The 20003-nt window shown below is 69.8% G+C and carries 17 protein-coding genes and 2 pseudogenes; 5 read left to right on the plus strand and 14 right to left on the minus strand.

The features are described from left to right. Nucleotides 1-68 precede the first annotated feature (68 nt). Nucleotides 69-1412: an IS701 family transposase gene (locus RB614_RS43380; protein WP_308714810.1), complete on the plus strand. Its 1344-nt coding sequence runs from the start codon at nucleotides 69-71 to the stop codon at nucleotides 1410-1412. A 177-nt stretch (nucleotides 1413-1589) separates the two neighbouring features. Here RB614_RS43380 and RB614_RS43385 read toward each other — a convergent pair. After that, nucleotides 1590-2588 (minus strand): annotated as a pseudogene (locus tag RB614_RS43385) (aldo/keto reductase). Between the two features lie 6 nt (nucleotides 2589-2594). Here RB614_RS43385 and RB614_RS43390 point away from each other — a divergent pair. After that, nucleotides 2595-3107, plus strand: a complete 513-nt coding sequence (locus tag RB614_RS43390) for a DUF309 domain-containing protein (protein WP_308718569.1) — start codon at nucleotides 2595-2597, stop codon at nucleotides 3105-3107. Nucleotides 3108-3133: 26 nt separating this feature from the next. On the opposite strand, the gene RB614_RS43395 is transcribed toward RB614_RS43390, so the two are convergent. Genes RB614_RS43395 through RB614_RS43445 form a run of 11 tightly spaced genes read right to left on the minus strand, consistent with a single transcriptional unit; the run spans nucleotide 3134 to nucleotide 14578 of the window. Then, complete coding sequence (locus RB614_RS43395) at nucleotides 3134-4318, minus strand: acyl-CoA dehydrogenase family protein (protein WP_308718570.1); 1185 nt, start codon at nucleotides 4316-4318, stop codon at nucleotides 3134-3136. Next, a complete protein-coding gene (locus RB614_RS43400) occupies nucleotides 4315-5454 on the minus strand; it encodes a CaiB/BaiF CoA transferase family protein (protein WP_308718571.1) in 1140 nt (379 codons plus the stop codon). The genes RB614_RS43395 and RB614_RS43400 overlap by 4 nt, the downstream gene beginning before the upstream one ends. Further along, nucleotides 5451-6962, minus strand: coding sequence for an aldehyde dehydrogenase family protein (locus RB614_RS43405; RefSeq protein WP_308718572.1), 1512 nt, complete (start codon nucleotides 6960-6962; stop codon nucleotides 5451-5453). Before RB614_RS43405 ends, RB614_RS43400 begins: the two co-directional genes overlap by 4 nt. After that, nucleotides 6959-8311 carry a 4-aminobutyrate--2-oxoglutarate transaminase gene (gene gabT / locus RB614_RS43410; protein ID WP_308718573.1) on the minus strand — a complete coding sequence of 451 codons (1353 nt, stop codon included), beginning with the start codon at nucleotides 8309-8311 and terminating at the stop codon, nucleotides 6959-6961. Before gabT ends, RB614_RS43405 begins: the two co-directional genes overlap by 4 nt. Continuing rightward, nucleotides 8308-8877, minus strand: a complete 570-nt coding sequence (locus RB614_RS43415; RefSeq protein WP_308718574.1) for an HD domain-containing protein — start codon at nucleotides 8875-8877, stop codon at nucleotides 8308-8310. Before RB614_RS43415 ends, gabT begins: the two co-directional genes overlap by 4 nt. Then, on the minus strand, nucleotides 8874-9896 hold the full coding sequence (locus tag RB614_RS43420) for a dipeptidase (protein WP_308718575.1): 1023 nt from the start codon (nucleotides 9894-9896) through the stop codon (nucleotides 8874-8876). The genes RB614_RS43415 and RB614_RS43420 overlap by 4 nt, the downstream gene beginning before the upstream one ends. 48 nt (nucleotides 9897-9944) lie before the next feature. After that, nucleotides 9945-10814, minus strand: coding sequence for an ABC transporter substrate-binding protein (locus tag RB614_RS43425; RefSeq protein WP_308718576.1), 870 nt, complete (start codon nucleotides 10812-10814; stop codon nucleotides 9945-9947). 15 nt (nucleotides 10815-10829) lie between these two features. Next, nucleotides 10830-11474, minus strand: a complete 645-nt coding sequence (locus tag RB614_RS43430) for an amino acid ABC transporter permease (protein WP_308718577.1) — start codon at nucleotides 11472-11474, stop codon at nucleotides 10830-10832. A 10-nt stretch (nucleotides 11475-11484) separates the two neighbouring features. Next, nucleotides 11485-12129, minus strand: coding sequence for an amino acid ABC transporter permease (locus RB614_RS43435; RefSeq protein WP_308718578.1), 645 nt, complete (start codon nucleotides 12127-12129; stop codon nucleotides 11485-11487). Further along, on the minus strand, nucleotides 12129-12905 hold the full coding sequence (locus tag RB614_RS43440) for an amino acid ABC transporter ATP-binding protein (protein WP_308718579.1): 777 nt from the start codon (nucleotides 12903-12905) through the stop codon (nucleotides 12129-12131). The genes RB614_RS43435 and RB614_RS43440 overlap by 1 nt, the downstream gene beginning before the upstream one ends. Before the next feature lie 29 nt (nucleotides 12906-12934). Beyond that, nucleotides 12935-14578, minus strand: a complete 1644-nt coding sequence (locus RB614_RS43445) for a phytoene desaturase family protein (RefSeq protein WP_308718580.1) — start codon at nucleotides 14576-14578, stop codon at nucleotides 12935-12937. A gap of 195 nt (nucleotides 14579-14773) precedes the next feature. On the opposite strand from RB614_RS43445, the gene RB614_RS43450 reads away from it, so the two are divergent. Next, entirely contained in the window at nucleotides 14774-15535 is a 762-nt protein-coding gene (locus tag RB614_RS43450) for a FadR/GntR family transcriptional regulator (RefSeq protein WP_308718581.1), read from the plus strand. 380 nt (nucleotides 15536-15915) lie between these two features. Here RB614_RS43450 and RB614_RS43455 read toward each other — a convergent pair whose 3' ends face one another. Together RB614_RS43455 and RB614_RS43460 are read right to left on the minus strand one after the other, a co-directional pair. Beyond that, nucleotides 15916-16515: a dihydrofolate reductase family protein gene (locus RB614_RS43455; protein ID WP_308718582.1), complete on the minus strand. Its 600-nt coding sequence runs from the start codon at nucleotides 16513-16515 to the stop codon at nucleotides 15916-15918. A 387-nt stretch (nucleotides 16516-16902) separates the two neighbouring features. Further along, on the minus strand, nucleotides 16903-17805 hold the full coding sequence (locus RB614_RS43460) for an SDR family oxidoreductase (protein WP_308718583.1): 903 nt from the start codon (nucleotides 17803-17805) through the stop codon (nucleotides 16903-16905). A gap of 96 nt (nucleotides 17806-17901) precedes the next feature. Here RB614_RS43460 and RB614_RS43465 point away from each other — a divergent pair, with 96 nt between their 5' ends. Continuing rightward, on the plus strand, nucleotides 17902-18561 hold the full coding sequence (locus RB614_RS43465) for a TetR/AcrR family transcriptional regulator (protein WP_308718584.1): 660 nt from the start codon (nucleotides 17902-17904) through the stop codon (nucleotides 18559-18561). Nucleotides 18562-19684: 1123 nt separating this feature from the next. Beyond that, a pseudogene (locus RB614_RS43470) lies at nucleotides 19685-19894 on the plus strand (biotin/lipoyl-containing protein); the annotation flags it as partial. Nucleotides 19895-20003 lie beyond the last annotated feature (109 nt).

Consider the following 20003-nt stretch of genomic DNA (forward strand, 5'->3'; position numbering starts at 1 on the left):
CTAGTAGTGCTTTGTTAGGTCGGCGTGTCGTGGGGTCGTCGGGGTGGTGCGGGTAGTTTCATGCTTCGGTGACTCCGGATGAGCTTTCGGTTGTGCGGCAACGCCTGGAGGCGTTCGCGGCGGACGTGTTCACGCCCTTGGCCCGGTCTGACCAGCGGGTCAAGGGCGAGACGTATCTGCGGGGGCTGTTGCTGGACGGGCGGCGTAAGTCGATGCAGCCGATGGCGGCCCGGCTCGGCGTGGATCATCAGGGGCTGCAGCAGTTCGTGACCACGTCGACGTGGGACACCATGGCGGTGCGGGCGCGGCTGGCCGAGCGGGCGGTAGAGTTGATCGACCCGGTCGCGTGGGTGTTCGATGACACCGGGTTCCCGAAGGACGGCACCGGCTCGCCCGGGGTGGCCCGGCAGTACTCCGGCACCCTGGGCAAGGTCGCCAACTGCCAGATCGGGGTCAGCGTCCACGCGGTCACCGATACGGCGTCGTGCCCGCTGGACTGGCGGCTGTTCCTGCCGGAGTCCTGGGACGCCGCCAAGGCCGGACCGGCCGCGGTCAAGGCGGCCAAGGCCAAGCAGCGTAAGACGTTGACGAATGCACCGCGGGCCACCGCGTCTGTCGAACCGGCCGAGGTCGATGTTGATGCGGTCGCCGCTGCCGCGACCGAGACCGCGCGGCGGCGGCGCCGCAAGGCCGCGATTCCGGAGGATGAGGGCCACCGTCCGAAGTGGATACTGGCAATCGAGATGATCGACGGGCTCGCTGCACACGGATTGCGACCACCCCTGGTCACCGCCGACTCCGGCTACGGCGACAGCGGCCCGTTCCGGGCCGCGCTCGACGAACGCGGCATCCTCTACAGCGTCCAGGTCAAAGGCGAAACCCTCGCCCACCGGTCCGACGCGGAACCCGCGCCACCCACGTGGTCCGGGCACGGCCGCCCACCGACCCGCCCGGACTACCCCGACGACGCGGCCAGCATTGCCCGGCACGTGCTCGACGCCGGCCGCGATGCCGCGACCACGGTCACCTGGCGCGAAGGCAGCAAAGGCATCCTCAGCTCACAGTTCGTGTTCCTACGGGTCCGTCCGGCTGGGCACCGCATCCCCCGCAACCCCGACGGCAGCCTGCCCGAGCGGTGGCTGATCGCGGAATGGCCCGACGACGAGGCCGAACCGGTCACCTACTGGCTATCCAGCCAACCCGCCGACACCGACCCCGTCGACCTGATCCGCACCGCGAAGATCCGCTGGCGGATCGAACACGACTACCGCGAACTGAAAACCGGCCTCGGCCTGGACCACTTCGAAGGCCGCTCCTTCACCGGCTGGCACCGCCACGTCACCCTGGTCACCGCCGCGCACCTGTTCATCACCCTGCTGCGACACGACCCAAAAGCGGCTGCGCCGGCCTGACCCTCTACAAGGTCATCCGCGAGCTGCAATACCTCCTCGCGACCTGGACCGGCGCCTGCCCCACATGCCACCAAACCGTGAAACCCTTACACCACAACCAATCTCGAGTTACCTAACAAAGTACTACTAGGGCCTGTATCAAAGAGTTTGTCGGTGCGAGCCGGAGTCCAGGCGGCGTCAGGTGGTGGCGGGCGCAAGGTCGCATACCGGTGTTGTATGCGGGCTTACGCCCGACGCCGCATGGCGCCGCCTGGGCCCGGCGCAGCCCGGCAAGGAATTTGATACAGGCCCTAGCGCCGCGAAGGCCATGATCTCGGTTAGCTGGTCCGGGGTGCGGGCACTCGCGATGGGTGCGACGACCGTGGGCTGGTGGGCGAGCCAGGCGAGTGCGACCGCGCCGACAACCACCCCACGCCGGTCGGCGATCGCTTTCAGGGCGTCGATCACCCGTTCCCCGCCGCGCTTCCGGTACCGGTCGGCGGCCGCCGAGCGCGGGCTGGCCGGCGCCGATCCGCCGGTGTACTTGCCGGTCAGGTATCCGCTGGCCAGGCCGTAGTACGGGAAGCAGGCCAGGCCGTACCGGGCAACCACGGCCCGCAGGTCCGTCTCGTACGCCTACCGCTCGACCAGGTTGTCGTGGGTTTGCAGGGCGACGAACGGTGCCCAGTCGTTGGCGGCGGCGGTCTTCAGCGCCTGGTCGAGGCGTTCGGCGCCGTAGTTGGAGGCGGCGACGTACCGGACTTTGCCGGCCCGGACCAGGTCGAAGGTCTCGAGCGTCGCCTCGAGCGGGGTGTCGGTGTCGTCGAGGTGGGCGTACAGCACGTCGACGTAGTCGGTGCCGAGCCGGCGCAGTGAGGCGTCGACCGCGGCCCGAATGGTCGCCGGCGCCAACCCCCGCAGGCCTGGCATCCGGCCGCACTTGGTCGCGATCACCAGTTGGCCGCGGTCGACGCCGGTGGCCAGCCACTGCCCGATGATCGTCTCTGATTCGCCGCCGATGTTGCCGGGGACCCACGAGGAGTACTGGTCGGCGGTGTCGACGACGTTGCCGCCGGCCGCGACGTACGCGTCCAGCACGGCGCGGGACTGCTGTTCGTCGCAGGTCCAGCCCAGGACGTTGCCGACCTGCCCCGCCGACGCGCTCGCTGGGGATCCTGCCGGGGAATGAGCGAGAATCGGCGAGTGGCAGAGTCTTCGACGATGGGCGGCGGCGCACGGGAACGGCGGGACCGTGACGGCGCCGGCCGACCACGCAACGCGCGCCCCCGCGACGGGTTGGGGCGCCCGCTGCCACGAGGTGCGACCGGGGTGCCGACCACCCCCGAGGACGTGGTGCTGTCGCCGAGCGCGGCGCTCACCCAGGCCCAGCGACTCATCGAGGCCGGCCAGCCGTTTCACGCGCACGAGGTGCTGGAAGGCGTGTGGAAGTCGGCACCCGACAACGAGCGCGAGCTGTGGCGCGGCCTCGCACAACTCGCGGTAGGACTGACCCACGGGGCGCGCGGGAACCCAACCGGCGCTAGCCGATTGCTGCTGCGAGCGGCCGAGCGGGTCGCCCGATACGCCGACCGTGCCCCGCACGGCATACCCGCCGCCGACCTGGCGAGCTGGGCAACCGAGCTCGCCCGCCACATCGAGCGCCACGGCCTGGAACAGATACCAGCATCGGCACTCACCCCGCGACTTCACAGCTGACCACGCGGCACGGGCGCGCCCGCGGGTTATCGGAATGCCGGCATACCGGTCATCAACTGGCCGAGCACGAGCGTGTGCATCTCCACCGTTCCCTCGTAAGTGAGCACGGACTCGAGGTTGCTGGCGTGCCGGATGACCGGGTATTCGAGGGAGACGCCGTTGGCGCCCAGAAGGGTCCGGGCGGTCCGGCAGATCTTGAGGGCTTCCCTGACGTTGTTGAGCTTGCCGAGGCTGACCTGGGCCGAGGCCAGCACGCCCGCGTCCTTGCGGCGCCCGAGGTGCCAGGCGAGCAGCAGACCCTTGGCGTACTCGACGTTCATCTCCACGAGCTTGCGCTGGGTCAGTTGGAACGCGGCCAGCGGTCGGCCGAACTGTTCGCGCTGGCAGGTGTAGTCCAGCGCGGCCCGCAGGCAGCTGCGCGCTGCGCCCATGGCTCCCCAGGTGATTCCGTACCGTGCCTCGTTCAGGCAGCTCAGGGGCCCCTTCAGGCCACGCACGTCGGGAAAGGCGAACTCGTCCGGGACCCGTACGCCGTCCAGGGCGAGCGCGCTGGTCACGGAGGCCCGCAGCGACGCCTTGTGCTTGATCTCCGTAGCGCAGAAGCCGCGCGTGCCGGTCGGCACCGCGAAGCCCCGTATGCCGTCGTCGGTGACCGCCCAGATCACGGCCACGTCGGCCACGGAGCCGTTGGTGATCCACGTCTTGGTCCCGTCGAGCACCCAGTCGCCTCCCTGGCGGCGGGCACGGGTGCGCATCGAGCCCGGGTCGGAGCCGTGGTCGGGTTCGGTAAGGCCGAAGCAGCCGATCGCGTGGCCGCCGGCCATGCGGGGCAGCCACCGCCGCTTGGTCTCCTCGTTCGCCCACTTCCAGATGGCGTACATGGCCAGCGAGCCCTGCACCGAGACCAGCGAGCGCAGTCCCGAGTCGGTCGCTTCGAGTTCCAGACAGGCGAGGCCGTACTCGACCGCACTCATCCCGGCGCAGCCGTAGCCTTCCAGGTGCATGCCGAGCAGGCCCAGGTCGCCGAGCGCGACGGCCAGCTCGCGTACCCCGGCGACCTGCCCGTTCTCGTACCACTCGGCGATGTGGGGTTCGACGAGGTCGTCACAGAGACGGCGGACCGAGTCCCGGACCGCCCGTTCGCCCTCGGTGAGGTGGTCGTCGAGATTCAGCAGGTCCAGGGGGTGGGGCTGATGTACGGCGGCGGTCATCGCGGGCTCCTGGTGGCGTAGGTGGCGCGGACGAGGTCGGTGTGCTCGCCCAGCCGCGGCGGCCGCCGGTAGTCCGTTACGGGGGTTCGCGAGTAGGTGACGGGATGGCGGACCTGGTCCATCGCCTCGTCGGAGAGCGACACACGGGGGTTCAGGCCGAGCCGGGCCGCGAGCGCGAAGGCGGAGCCGATGTCACCGACCCGTCCGGCCGGCACGCCGGCGCGTTCCAGCCGGCCGAGCCAGGTGTCGATGTCGGCGTGGCGCAGCGCCGACTCCAGTTCCCGCACCAGCTCGGCCCGCTGGGCGACCCGTGCTGGGTTGGTGCGGAACCGGTCGTCCGTGGCGAGCGCCGGCAGCCCGAGAGCTTCGGCGAGCCGCTGGAACTGGGCGTCGTTGCCGCACGCCACCGCGAGCTGCCCGTCCGCGCAGTCGAGCGTCTCGTACGGGGCGATCGACGGGTGCTGGTTTCCGAGACGGTCGGGGGAGGTGCCGGTCGCCAGGTAGGACGCCGCCTGGTTGGCCAGCGAGCCGAGCAGGCTGGACAGGAGGTTGACCTGGACGTGTTGTCCGCGTCCCGAGGTCGTGCGTTCGAGGAGCGCGGCCAGGACGCCTGCGACGGCGTCCTTGGCGGTCAGCACGTCGACGAGCGCGACACCGACCTTCGAGGGTGGTGACTGCGGGTCGCCGGTGATGCTCATGAGCCCGCCGACGGCCTGGACCAGGAAGTCGTATCCGGGAAGCGCGGAGCCCGGGCCGAATCCCGAGATGGAGCAGTAGACGACGCCGGGGTTCGCGGCGGCGACGGCGTCGTACCCGAGACCGCGCACGTCCAGCGACCCGGTACGGAAGTTCTCGAACACGACATCCGCCTCGTGAGCCAGGTTGGTGGCGACCTCCAGGTCGGCCGGATCGTCGAGGTCCAGCTCGGCGCTCAGCTTGGACCGGTTGGCGGCTTCGAAGTACGCGCTGGTCGCCGCCGTCCACGGCGGTCCCCACTGGCGGGTCTCGTCCCCGACGCCCGGCCGCTCGACCTTGATCACGGTGGCGCCGAGGTCGGCGAGGGTCATGGTGGCCAGCGGACCGGCGAGCACCCTGCTGAAGTCGGCCACGACGATCCCGTCGAGCACCGCCGTCATGAGCGGCCGTCCTCGGTCCAGGTGCCGTCGACCCGGCACGGAAGCGACCACGGGTTGCTACGCCGGGCGGCCGGTGGTAGCAGTTCGTCCCGGAAGCCCTGGTAGGCCACTGGGCGCACGAAGCGTTCCAGCGCCCGTGCCCCGATCGAGGTAGCGGTCGGTTGGGTCGTCGCGGGCCACGGACCGCCGTGCTGCTGGGCGCGGGTGAGCGGCGCCCCGGTCGGCCAGCCGTCGAGGACCACCCGGCCGACCCGTCCGCTCAACGCGTCCAGCCATCGGGCCGCCCACGGGTCCTGGCCGGCCCCGGCGACCAGTGTCGCCGCGAGGGCTCCCGGCCATTGCGCCAGCGTGTCGAGGATCTGCTCGGGCGAGTCGTACTCAGTGACGACGACGACCGCGCCGAACACCTCCTCCAGTACCCGGCTGCCCGCCTTCACCTGGTCCAGCGGCACCTCGAGGACGGCCGCCGGGGCCGACCAGCCGGGGCCGTCGCCGCCGAGCCGCACGGTGGTCGTGGCACCCGCGTCGCGCAGGGCCTCGATGCCGGACGTGACGCGGTCGGCGATCCCGCGGGTGAGCATCACCGGATCGGGTGCGAGCCGCGCCAGCTCCGCGGCGACGCGAGCCGCGAACTCTTCGCCGCGCGGTGCGAGGACCAGGCCGGGCTTGGTGCAGTACTGCCCGTGCCCGAGGGTGAACGAGGAGACGAGCCCCCGCGCCACCTCGTCGAGCCGCGCCGCGCCGAGCGGGGTGACGGCGACCGGGTTGACGGTGCCCATCTCGGCGAAGACGGGTATCACCACCGGTCGTTCGTTGGCCAGGCGCCACAGTGCCATCCCGCCGGCCTGTGAGCCGGTGAACGCGACGGCGGCCAGATCGGGGTGCTGCACCAGCGCGACGCCGGCCTCGAACCCGTGGACGGTGCCCAGGGCGCCGTCCGGCGCGCCGGTGCCGGCGAGGGCGGTGCGGGCGATCTCGAACAGGCGGTCGCTCACGCCCAGGTGCGCCGGATGCGCCTTGACCACCACCGGGCAGCCGGCCGCCAGCGCCGAGGCGGTGTCGTGGCCGAGCACCCCGAAGGCGAACGGGAAGTTGCTGGCGCCGAAGACGGCCACCGGCCCCAGCGGGACGCTGACCCGGGCCATGTTCGGCACCTGCTCGTCGCCGGTGTCGTGCTCGACGCGCAGGTAGTGACCGGCGGCCGCTTCGTCGGCGTAGAACCGGAGCTGGGCGATGGTCCTGGTCAGTTCGCCCCGCAGCCGGGCACCGCCCAGGGCGGTCTCCCAGTCGGCCAGCCGGACCAGTTCGTCCCGCGCCGCCTCGACGGCGTCGGCGACCGCGTACAGCCACCGGGCGCGTTCCTTCGGCGGGACGCGGGACAGCCCGGCGGCGGCAGCGACGGCACGCGCCATGGTTCGCGCCAACCCGGCCGGGCTCGTGGGCCGGGCGGTGGTGGCGGGCAGTCCGGTACGGGGGTCGTGGCTGGTTTCGGTGGCGGCCGAGGTCATCGGCTCCTCACCGCCTCCTCGATCACACCGAGCGCGTCGTCGAGCAGGTGGGACTCGATGACCAGCGGCGGCAGCAGCCGGACGACGTTGCCGTAGGTCCCGCAGACCAGCACCAGAACGCCCTGCCGGTGGCAGGCGGCGGCGACCGCGCGGGCCGCTTCGGGGTCGGGGGTACGGCTGCCGGGGCGCACGAACTCCATGGCCAGCATGGCGCCGCGACCGCGTGCCTCGCCGACGCGGGAGTCCGGGCCGGCCAGGGCGCGTAGGCGGGGCAGGGCGAGGGCCTCGATCTCGCGCGCCCGCTCGACCAGCCCTTCCCGCTCGATGACCTCCAGTGTGGCCAGTGCGGCGGCGCAGGACACCGGGTTTCCGGCGAACGTACCGCCGAGCCCGCCGGCGGGAACGGCGTCCATGACCTGTGCGGACCCGGTCACCGCCGCGATGGGCATGCCGCCGCCCAGTGCCTTGGCCGTGATGGTCAGGTCCGGGACGACGCCTTCGCGGTCACAGGCGAACATGTCACCGGTGCGTCCGAGCCCGGTCTGCACCTCGTCGGCCACGAACACGATCCCGTGCCGGTCCGCCAGTTCGCGGACCCGCGGCAGGTACCCGGGTGGCGGCACGATGAACCCGCCCTCCCCCTGGATCGGTTCCACGACGATCGCGGCCACCCGGTGACCACCGATCTGGGTCTCGACCAGGTCGCGGAGCGCCTCGGCGGCCTCCTCCGCACATCGCTGCGGGCCGCCTGGCCAGCGGTACGGATACGGTGCGGGCGCGCGGTAGACCTCCGGCGCGAACGGCCCGAATCCGTCCTTGTACGGCGCGGCCTTCGCCGTCATGGTCATGGTCAGCAGGCTGCGACCGTGATAGGCGTTGCCGAGGACCACCACCGCGGGCCGCCCGGTCGCGACCCGGGCGATCTTGACCGCGTTCTCGACCGCCTCGGCTCCGGTGGAGAACAGGGCGGTCCGCTTGGCGTGGTCGCCCGGCGTGATCCGGTTGAGCGCGGCGGCCAGGTCGACGAATCCGTCGTACTCGGTGACCAGGAAGCAGGTGTGGGTGAAGCGCTGTGCCTGTTCGCTGATCCGGCGCACGACGTGGGGGTGGGATGCACCGACCGCGGTGACCGCGATCCCCGAGGCGAGGTCGATCAGATGGTTTCCGTCCGCGTCCACCACCACGGCGCCGCCGGCCCGTTCGACGAAGACGGGCAGGGTCTGCCCCAGACCCGCGGCGACGTTGGCGTCACGCAGCACCTGCCGTTCACGGGACCGGGGGCCGGGAATCTCGGTCCGCAGGATCCGCCGCTGAGCCGGCGACGAGGCCGCCGTGTCGACCGCTGTCATGATGCCGTCGCCTCCTCCCGCAGATAACGGGGTTCCGCGAAGATCCGGCCCAGCGCCGGCTCGAACGACGCCAGCGGCAGCGCGTCGTACGTGGGGTCGAAGCTCTCCTGGTCGTACAGCTCGCAGAACTCGGCGCAGTCGTCGAACCAGGGCGAGTCGCGGAACCGGTCGCGCGCGTTCCGGGCCGGCCACGGGAGGTTTGTGTAGTAGTGCTGCTGGAAAACGCCGTGGTGGCGGGCGATCCAGGTCAGCTGCGGCCGTACGAAGGGCCGCACGAGGGCCCCCACCATCTCGCTGTGCGTGTACGGCGCGAGGTTGTCCCCGACGTCGTGGACGAGTGCCGTGACGACGTACTCCTCGTCGCGGCCGTCGCGCAGGGCACGAGTGGCCGCCTGGAGCGAATGTTCGAGCCGGGTGACCCGGTGGCCGTCGAACGACGCGTCCAGCTCCTGCAGCGCGCGGATGATCCGGTCCGGCAGGCCCCGGTTGAAGTCGCGTTCCCGGCTGTCGAGGTAGTCGTACTCCTGCCGGGTGCCGTCCTTCATGCGGGTGAACGTCACGGTCATGCGGACGCCTTCGCGAGCCGGGCCGGGGCGCTCCCGCTCGGCGTGAGCCCTTCGTCGAAGATTCGCATCCAGTTGCCGCCCACCAGCTTGTCGACCTCGACGTCGGTGAAGCCCTTGTCCCGCAGCCCTTGCTCGATCGTGGGGAACATCGCGGGGGTCTTGAAGAAGTCGGGCCAGGGAAGCCAGCCTTGGGCGTCGGGGCTCGCCGGGCCGAGCTGGGTCTCGTGCGACCACCGTCCTTTTCGGATCCACTGGAGCTTCTCGTCGTCCCACCCGTGGCTGGCGTCGCTGCCGATGCCGACATGGTCGACGCCGATCAGGTCGACCGCGTACGCGACCATGCTCGTCCACTCCTCCAGGCTGACCGGGCCGCCGCCGGTCAGATGGGCGTAGGGCGCGACGCCGAGCACCCCGCCGCGGGCCGCGAGCTCGCGCAGGACCTCGTCCGACTTGTTGCGGGGGTGCGGCCAGACGGCCGCCGGGTTGGCGTGCGTGATCGTGACCGGCCGGGCCGACCGCTCGATCGCGTCCAGCGAGGTCCGCTCCCCCACGTGGGACAGATCGACGAGCATGCCGAGCCGGTTCATCTCGCCGACCACGTAGCCGCCGAAGCGCGTCAGGCCGGCGTCCTCCGTCTCGTAACAGCTGGCGCCGGCATGGTTCTGGATGTTGTACGTGAGCTGGACGACCCGGATGCCGAGATCGAAGAAGACCTCCACCAGGTCGAGGTCGTCCTCGAAGGCCGAGGCGTTCTGGAACCCGAGCACCACGGCGACCCGCCCGGTGGCCGCCACCTCGCGGATCTCCTGTCCGTTGCGCGCCATCGCGATCACGTCGTCGTTCTCCCGGAACAGGCGGTTCCAGGTGCCCAGCAGGTCGAGCGTGGTCCGCGCGTCCTCCCAGATGACCACCGTGGCGTGGATGCAGTCGATGCCGCCCGCACGGATCTCCAGGAAGCGTTCTCGGGTGAAGTTGCTGCTCTGCAGGGCGTCGACGACGAGCCGATTGTTGGCGTTCATGGCAGGTGTGGTCTCCTCGATAGTGGATTTCGGTCTGTTGCCGGGGAGTCAGAAGGTCTGGAGTGGCTGTGGATTGTCGGCGTCGGCCGGGATCCCGTACTTCTCCAGGATCTTTCGGAGCTCGCCGGTCTTGCGGAGCTCGGCGAGACCGTCGTTGATGGCCTCCTGCAGGCTCGCGTTCTGCAGGTGCACGGGAAAGTTGGTCTGTCCGGGGTGGAGGGTCGCCTTCACCGCGTCGTCGGGTTTGGGGACGACCACCTGGACCTCGTTCTGCAGGCCGGCCATCTCGATCTGCCGCACCGCCGTGGGTTGCGAGTTCAGGATGGCCTCGATGCGACCAGCCTTGAGGTCGGCGTAGGAGGCCTCCAGCGTCTCGTAGAGCTTCTGGTCGTTGCCGATCAGGCGGTTGACGTCCTCGACCCAGAGGGAGCCGATCGCCGACCCGACGACGTGTCCGGGAAGGTCGCCGATCTGCTCGATGCCGCTTCCCTTGCGTGAGGCGATGGCCAGGTGGACGGTGATCACGGGGTCGCTGAGGCGGACGACCTTCGCGCGCTCGGCGGTGCGGTACCAACTGCCGAGCGTGGTGTCCGCCCGTCCCGACTCCACCGACGGGATCATGCTCGCGACGTTGCCGCGCACGATCCTGATCGACAGGCACTCCCGTTCGGCAATCCGGCTGAGGACCTCACCCTCGACGCCGGTGAGCGTGTTTCCCTCGCTGTCGGCGAACGGCGGGTTCGGGAAGTGCCCGACGGTCAGTGTGCCTTCCGTGATCGTCCGCACGTTCGGGTGGACGGGCGTGCAGTTCTCCCCCGGCGCGCCGGACGCCTCGTCCGAGGTGGGATCGGCGCACGCCGTAATGGCCAATGTGGACACGAGAGCGGTCACGGCGAGGACCGTGCGGGACTTGTTCATATCGTTCTCCATCGTTCAGACATGGCGGTTGAGTCGTCTCTCGAATCGCCGCACCAGCAACGACGCCACGATGGCGACCGCCGCGTACAGCACGGCCGCGGCGACGAAGGTGCGCAGGTACTCGAAGGTCACGCTCCCCCGCAGGTACGCGGCCTGCATGACCTCCGAGAGCGTGATCGTGTAGGCGAGGGAGGTGAGTTGGAATGCCTTGATGGCCAGGTTCATCAGCGGTGGGACGGCGATCCGAGCGGCCTGTGGAAGCAGGACGTCGCGGTACGCCGACCGTGGCGCCAGCCCCAACGCCGCCGCCGCCTCGCGCTGTCCGGGTGGGACCGCGTTGAGGCTGGAGCGCATGATCTCGCTGGCGTACGCACCGATGGACCAGGTGAAGCCCACCACCGCCGCCGGCATCGGGTCGAGGTAGAGGCCGGCCTGCGGAAGGCCGCGGTAGATGAGGTACAGGATGACCAGCAGCGGAAGCCCGCGCCCCACCTCGATGACGACGAGGGCGGCGATCCGCACGATCTGGTGCCGCGCGTCGACGAGCAACGCGAGCACCAGGCCCAGCACGTAGGCGAGTGCCAGGCTCAGCCCGGCCAACTGGAGCGCGGTACCGAGACCGGGGCCCAGGACTTGAAGATCAGAAAGGAATCCGTCCATCGTGTCCGCCTCAACCGACTGAGAACTTCGCGCGCAGGCGGCTGTCGACCCGGCGTGACGTGTAGGCGAGCGGCAGGCTCAACAACAGGTACACCACGCCGACGACGACAAAGGTGGTGAGTCCGTCGCCGGTCCGCTGCGACACCAGGCCACCGCGGAACGTCAGTTCGACCACGCCGATCGTCGAGGCGAGTGCCGACTCCTTGAGCAGGCTGATCGCGTAGGTCGCCATGGTCGGGCTCACCACGCGGGCGAGTTGCGGCGCCAGCACGTGCCGGCCGCGATCCCACGTCGTCAGGCCGAGCGCCTTGGATGCCAGCCACTGGCCCTGGCCCAGCCCGCTGAAGCCACCCCGATAGATCTCGGCGAGGTAGGCCGAGCTGGTGACGCCGAGGGTGAGGATCGCCGTCGCCCACGGGCCGAGCCGGATCCCGACCTCGGGCAGGCCGAAGAAGACCAGGAAGAGCCAGACCAGGTTCGGGACCGACCTGAGCACCTCGATCACGCTGATGGCCGGCCACCGCACGAGCCGGTGGCCGCTGCGGCTGGCCACCGCCAGCGGCACACCGAGCAGGGCACCGATGGCGAAGGCGGCCACCGTGATGGCGACGGTGCCCCCCACGCCGGCCAGGATGTATCCGGTGTACTGGAACATCAGCGGCCCAGCACCGCGCTCAGGAAGCTGCGGGTGCGCGGATGGCTCGGGTCCGACATGACCTGCCGCGGTTCGCCCGCCTCCACCACGGCGCCGTCGACCATGACCACGATCCGGTCGGAGACGTCGCGTGCGAAAGCCATCTCGTGCGTCACCACCAGCATCGTCATGCCCTCGCCGGCGAGCTCTTTCATGACGGCGAGGACCTCGGCTCCTACCTCCGGGTCCAGGGCCGAGGTGGGCTCGTCGAACAGCATCACCGCCGGGTCCAGCGCCAGGGCCCGGGCGATCGCCACGCGCTGCTGCTGGCCCCCGGAGCAGCGCCCCGGGTAGGCGCCGGCCTTGCCAGCCAGACCGACGCGGTCCAGCAGCGACATCGATCGCGCCTCGGCCTCGGCCCGGGAACGGCCGAGCACTCGCTCCTGCGCGAGTGAGACGTTGCGCAGCACGGTCAGGTGGGGAAAGAGGTTGAAGTTCTGGAACACCATCCCCAACTTCCGGCGCAAGGGCTGGATGTCCTTCTCCCTGGGTTTGGCGCCCGGCCGCACGGTGAGCGACGTGTCGCCGACCCGCAGGCTGCCCTGTTCCGGGATCTCCAGGAGGTTGACACAGCGCAGGAACGTGCTCTTGCCGGCACCGCTGGGCCCGATGATGGACACGACCTCTCCCCGGGCCAGGCTCAGGGTGACGTCCCGTACAGCGACGTGGTCGCCGAAGCGCATGGTCACGCCCGACGCTTCCAGGAATGCCGCCCCCGCGCGCCGGTCAGGCCCCACGGCTGTCTCCCTCGTATCGAGTCCGGACATCAGTTGGCCCCCGCCGCGCCGAACTCCGCGTAGCGGTCCGGGTCGGCGCGGTCGGCGAGCAGTCGCCGGGCGGCGTTGCGGCCGGGCAGCCCGGAGACGTAGTTGCCCGGCCACGTCCCCACACTTCCCAGGTAGAGCCCCGCGACCGGGGTGGCGTAGTGAGCCAGTCCGAAGGTGGGCCTGGCGTCGAACATCTGGCCCGCGGTGATGTCGCCGTGCGAGACATGCGCGCCGACGAGCCCGAAGTCACGCTGCAGGTCCTCGGGCGAGAGCGCGCGGTATCCCACGAGCATGTCCTTCAGCCGTCTGAAGTACAGCGCGTCGAGACGGTCGATGATGTGGCCGGCGAACCTGTCCTTCTCCACGTCCCACGTGCTGCCCACAAGCCGCGGCGGCGCGTGGAAGACGGTCAGGCTCATCACGTGCCCACCCTCCGGTGCCAGCGTGGGGTCGATGGAGGACGGGATCAGTCCCCAGATGATCGGTTCTCGTGACCACTCGCCGGCCAGCGCGGCGTGGTACCCCTGGTCCATCCCGGAGATGGTCGTTCCCATCCGGAACCCGCACTTGAGTAGCCGGTCGTTCTCGGCGTCGTCGACGGCACAGGTGAACCGCGGCGTCCCGGCCACTGCCAGCATGAGCTTGAAGGCCGTCCCGTCCATCTTGATGCCGCGCGCCTGGGTGGCCAGCTCCTGACCCAGTTGGTCCGGTGTAAGGAACTCGGTGAGGGTCAGTTTCGGGTTCACCGCCGACAGCACCGCGTCGGTCGTGTACTCCTCGCCGTCGCGGGTGACCACGCCGGTGACCCGGCCGTGCCTGGTGACGATGGAGGCCACCCCCGTCCCGGTTCGGATCACCGCACCGGCCGCGCGGGCGGACGCGGTCATCGCGCGGGCGATCTCGGCCATCCCGCCGATCGGGGCGACTTTGCTGGTACCCAGGGTGTGGAAGCGTTCTCCGCTGCGGGTGGCCGACGAGCCGCGGTACAGCGGCCGATGGAAGAGCATGTACGCCGACCCCGGTGTGCTCGGCCCCAGGTAGTTGCCGGAGATGGCGACCATCCCCAGCAGGGACATCACCTCCTCGGAGGAGATCCGTTCGCCGAGAAAGTCGGTGGCGCTGCCGAACATGAGCCGGTGGAACAGCGCCCGGTCAGTGTCGTTGTCGAGCCGGCCGTAGAGGTCGGCCAGGCTGGGTGGGCCCTCGTAGAAGGACACGTCGAGCTTCTCGGCGAGGGAGGACATCACCTGGAGCGTGGCGAAGTAGCCGTCGACGTCACCCGAGTTGAGCGCTTTGAGCTCGTCGGCCAGGGCACTTCGGGAGTTGGCGGCGACGAACCGACGCCCGTCGGCGAAGGCCATGACCGAACTCGGGTCGGGGTGGGCGAACCGCAGCCCGAAGTCCTGCAGGCGCATCTGCGTGACGATGGACGGCTCGAGGTTGTGGCACGAGTTCGACACCGCGTTGGTCCGGTATCCCGGAACGATCTCGGCCGTCGCCAGCAGGCCACCCGCATCCTCGCGCTGCTCGAGCACCAGCACGTCGAGCCCGGCCCGAGCCAGGTAGAACGAGGCGACCAACCCGTTGTGACCGGCGCCGATGATGACGGCGTCGTAACTCCTGCCGCGCTCCTCGTCGGGCACTGCGGACCTCCTCTGGTAGCGAACGAGGAAACCCTAAAGCTTCAAGAGGTCTTTTGCCAGACTTTTATTTGACCAGGTTCCGCGAGCACCCGCCTACCGGTCACCGGCAAACGGCAACGTCCTGTACAGTAAGGACTCGGTGGGTGCACCCACCACCAGATGCGTTATGTCTGACTTGAAGGTAGAGGGACGGACGTGTACACGAGCTCGGGACTCAAGCGCGTTCGCAAGGCCTACGAGCAGATCGCCGACCAGCTGCGCGACAGCATCCTGAAGGCGGAGCTGCGGGCCGGCGAGCGGCTACCCCGGGAGGTCGACCTCGCCGAGACGTTCGGTGTCAGCCGCGCGACGGTGCGGGAGGCACTTCGCGTCCTGTCCAGCGAAAACCTGATCCGGACATCCAAAGGCGCGACCGGCGGTTCCTTCGTGATGCGCCCAACGATCGACTACGTCTCCGAGTTCATGACCACGCAGATCAACCTGCTCACCGCGGCCGAGGAGGTGAGCATCGCCGAAACCGTGGAGCTACGCGAGCTGATCGAGGTGGAGGCCACCCGGCTGGGCGCGATGCGCCGCACGGACGAGCAACTCGAACGGCTGGCCAAGACCGTGCCGGCCCCAGACGCCGGCCTGTCCCATGCCGAGATCAGCGACCTCAACCGCGCGTTCCACCTGACCCTCCTGGAGCTCGCCCACAACCGCCTGATGGTGATCTCCGCACAGCCGGTGTACGCCGTCCTCGAAGCCCGCTCAGAGCGCAGCCTCCTCAACGCGCGCGACCATCAAGACATCCTGCGCGAGCACGCGGAGATCCTCGCCTGCATCCACGCCCAGGACGCACCCGGCGCGGCAGAAGCCATGCGAAAACACCTCATCCACCTTCGGCCGCTCTCCGAACGAACCTGGCGCAAAGCCGCCCCCCGAAAGCAACCACCGAAGGCGCGACCACCAGTCTGATGTCGCGCACAAGCGCATCCCGCTACCCACCGGGCGGGTGATCCCGTTCGGTGAGCTGTTCACCGTATCGCTGGCGGCCCAAGAGACGCTGCGCCAGGTGGTGGCCGCCGAGTCGCGTCCGCTGTCCGACGCTGAACTGGCCCACACACACATTCGACGGGACACGGGACACACCCTTCACAGCCCTGGGACATGTCCCGATGGGGCACCAATCGTTGGCACCCCCGTCCCGGCCGCGTCCCGATCCCCGTGGCCGCGCCAGATAGCGAGGCGGGCCAACACGATCGGGACGCCGCCAAACGGCCCGCGCTGTTCGCGGCTACCGGATGTCCGCGCGCCGCGGCTGACCGGTCGCGGCCTGCTGCGCACGACTGCGGCCGCTACTTCGTGACCTTGTAGCGCACGTGGGTGGCATACGGCGAGCTGTAGACCTTGACCACTTCGAGGTCCATGTCCCGGTCGAACCCCTCGAACAGCCGCTTACCCGCGCCGAGGATCACCGGCGCCGTAGAGATGACCAGCTCGTCGACCTTCCCCGCCGCCAAGGCCTGCCGGATGACGTCGGCGCCGCCACCGACGGCGACGTCGCCGTCGCCGGCCGCCTCAGCCGCCTGGGCGAGCGCCGTGTCAAGGTCCGAGACGAACTGGAACCCGGTCTCCGCCGCCGGCTGGTCCGCGGTGCGGTGGGTGAGCACGAAAAGCGTCCCGGGGAAAGGGTTGGTCCCACCCCACGCCCCGGCCGCGTCGTACATGCCACGGCCGACCACGCCGGACGCCATCGTCGAGACGAGCTCGTCGTAGAACTCCTTGTCGGTGCCGTGCATCGCGAAGTCGTGGCCACCCTCGTAGCTCCACGGACCACCCATCACCCAGTAGTGCAAACGCTCGCCGCCTCGGCCCAGGCCGTACTGCGGCCCGTCGTCAGGACCGGTGACGTAGCCGTCGACCGACGTTGTGATGGATGCGATGACCTTGCCCATGATTCCTCCTCCGTCGGGTGTCGCCAGGTTAGACCCGGCAGGGAGCCCCAACTCATCGCTACAACGCCGAAGGCGCAGAACTCCTTGTGCCCGCGTTCTGGCAGGCGGCCACGCCCGGCGAGCGCAGCGAGCCCGCCACGGCCACACGCGTCATCCGCGGCATGTGCGTACGGGAATGGGCTACGACGTGCCCATTCGGTCAATCGCCGCCGCCACCTCCGCTATCGTTACGGTTCCGTTTGTTTGCACCAGAATGGTGGCGCCGCGTGCCGGCAATCACGGTTGCGCTTGCTGCCGCTCGTGTCGATATGGGTCGCCCGATTGTGTGGTTTTCAGGCGTGGATTGATGGCCTTTTCCGTCCTACGCGCGACCTTCGATTATGCGAATCAGACGGACGTTCCGGTGAGGCGCTCGGCCTCGGCCCACAACCGCGCGGCGGCCTCCTTGTCCCGCGCGCGCCGGGGCAGCCGGACCGGCCTGGTCGGCCCGACGAGGGCCCAGCGGGGTCCGTAGTAACCGCCCTGAACGGCGCCGGCGTCGGCCGCGGCGTACAGGAGCGGCTCGGTGCCCTGGACGGCGTCCTGCGAGGGGACGACTCGGTAGCCGATGGACTCGAGCAGGCCGGGGCGGCCGCCGTTGAGGTGCGGGCCGGCGGTCGTCAGGTTGGTGCGGGTGTAGCCGGGGTGCGCGCCGACCGACAGCAACGGCCAGCCGCGCTCCGTCGCGAGGTCGGCCAGGTGCACCGTCATCAACAGGTCGGCGAGCTTGGTCTGGGCGTAGGCGCGCATCGGGCTGTACCGCCGGCTCGACTGCAGGTCGGCGAAGTCGATCCGGCCGCCGGTCGCGGCGCCGCTGCTCATGGTGACGACCCTGGGCGCGGGAGCCTTGAGCAGCAACGGCAGCAGTCGGGCGGTGAGGGCGAACGGACCGAGGAAGTTGCTGGCCAACTGGAGTTCGAAGCCGTCCACCGTCTCCGTGCGCTCGGGCACGTTCATCACGCCGGCGTTGTTCACCAGCACGTCCACCGGCCTGCCGTCCGCGACGAGCCCGTCGGCGAACTTGCGCACCGAGGCCTGGTCGGCCAGGTCGAGCCGGTGAACCTCCAGGATGGCGCCGGAGTGCGCGGCGAGGATTTCCGCCTTCGCCTGCTCGCCCTTGGCCTGGGTGCGCACCGCGAGGACCACGTCGGCTCCGGCCCCGGCGAGCCGCTTGGCTGCCTCCTTGCCGGTGCCGCTGTTCGCACCGGTGACGACGATGCGCTTGCCGTGCTGGTCAGGAACCTCGTACATGGCGAACCCCTTTGCGTACCGGCGGTCTGTTATCAACCCAAGCTAACGTACCGCCGGTCCATTAGTAAAGTACCGCCAGTCTGTAACATGGGCCACGTGACCTTCCAGCGAGCGCGCACCGACGAGCAGCGCACCGAGCGGCGGCGGCAGATCCTCGACGCCGCGGCGGCGATGCTCGCCAAGATGCCGGTGGCCGAGCTGAGCCTCACCGCGCTGAGCCGCCGGGTGTGCCTGGCCAAGGCGAACGTGCTGCGCTACTTCGACTCGCGCGAGGCGGTGCTGCTGGAACTGTTGGAGGCGCAGATGACGGAGTGCATCACGGAACTGGAATCCGCTCCGGCACCGGACGGCTCCGCGCGGGAGCGTGGCGACCGGCTCGCCGACCTCTTCGCCGTCTCACTGGCCGCGCGGCCGATGCTGTGCGACCTGATCGCGTCTCAGGCGAGCGTGCTGGAGCGCAACATCTCGGTGGAGACGGCGATCCGGCACAAGCGGAAGATCCGGGAGTCGCTGCAGGCCCTGGTCCGGCTGGTCCTCCGGTACCTGCCCGAACTCGGCGACGAGGACGCGAGCACCCTGGTGCAGACCGTCATGCTGACAGCGGTGGCGGCGTGGCCGGCGAGCCGACCTCCGCAGGCGTTGCTCGACGCCTACGAGGCGGATCCGAGCCTGGCCGCCATGTGCATCGACTTCGCCGGCGCGGTGCGGCGAAGTGGCGAGGTGACCGCGGCCGGACTGCTCGCGCGCCAGCAATAACAGCTACTTCAGAACACGTAGCCGCCATCCTCGTACACGGCCTCCTTCTCCGCGTCCTGGCGGCGCCGGTGCGCGTGCGGCACGGTCACCGAGGCCGGACCAAGGGCAACGGTGCGCCGGCTCTTGCCCTTGGGCGCCTTCTCGATGGCGCTAACGGGGCGAGGACACGACCGACATTCGCGATCACTGTTAGCGGAAACCAGGCAAGATCTTGAATCTTGCCTGGTCAACCCCTGGTCGGGACGGCCGGATTTGAACCGACGCCCCCTTGACCCCCAGGGTAGTCCGGCGGGCCAGCGGCGTGCTCACGCCCGTTTGCCCAGGTCGCCACCAGCATAAATCGGCCGAGTAAAGGGGTCCGCGACCCTGGACCGACCGTGCCCTTGCCAGCACACCTGGCGGCGCCCAGCTTCATCGCGCGGATCACCGACGAGGGAACAACCAGGAAGCCCCGAGCCCGCCAATCGCACAGGCACATCACAGCACGCAGCGGACCTCTGGCAGGTCCACTCCCCCGCTGACCACACCCTTCACCCCGACTGGGCCGACGCGAACGACCAACGCTCGCCCGCCCGACAACACGCTGCCACACCGGACCGCAGCGAACTCCTGACGGCGTCAATCCGGACAGCTTCGTCACGGTTTGTAGCGAGCGGATCGCGGCAAATGAGGACGGCTTCGCCTCGCGTCTGGCCCAAGATGTCGATCGCCGGTTGGGGTGGGCCGCTGCGCCTGCCCCATACTGCGTTGCGTGCAGCTCATCGGCTCGGTATGGCGTGTCGGGTTGCCCCTTGTGGTTGTCGCGAGCACCGCCCTCGCGCTGGTGTCAGCTATTCGTGCCCGAGCAGAGCCGTCACCGATCTCGCGTCCCCACGGCTGGCTCGTCGCCCTCATCTGCCTCACGCTGGCCGGCGATGCCGCACTCGGGGATCAGCGCCCAGCATTCGAACGGCAATGGAAGGGCGCCGCCGCAGTACTTCTCGGCCTGGCCGCCACTACCGTCCTGTGGAAGCACTACCGCTCGCGACGATGTGACCCTGCTACAACCCGGCAGAAGCAGCCCACCCCCGCGGTCACACTGGCCAACACCGCACGGCACGGCGACCTCGCCGTGTTTGTCACGATGCCGGCATTCGGCGAGCACGTCGTCGAGGCCACCGTGACACGCTGGCTCAAACATGTCGGCGACACCGTCGAGGCAGGCGAACCGCTGGTCGAGGTCTCCACCGACAAGGTCGACACCGAGATACCCGCGCAAGCTTCCGGCACCCTGCTGGAGATCAAGGTCGCGGCAGGAAAGACCGCACCGGTCGGGGCGGCAATCGCAGCGATCGAGCCTTCTGCCGGCACGTCCGACGGCAGCCAGCGGAGTAACTGACCAGCCGAACAACAGCACAGCCCGAACCGGCCGGCCAGTTCCCGGTTAACAGCTCGTAGCGCGC

This window comes from Phytohabitans maris (assembly GCF_031085175.1).
Lineage (GTDB): Bacteria > Actinomycetota > Actinomycetes > Mycobacteriales > Micromonosporaceae > Phytohabitans > Phytohabitans maris.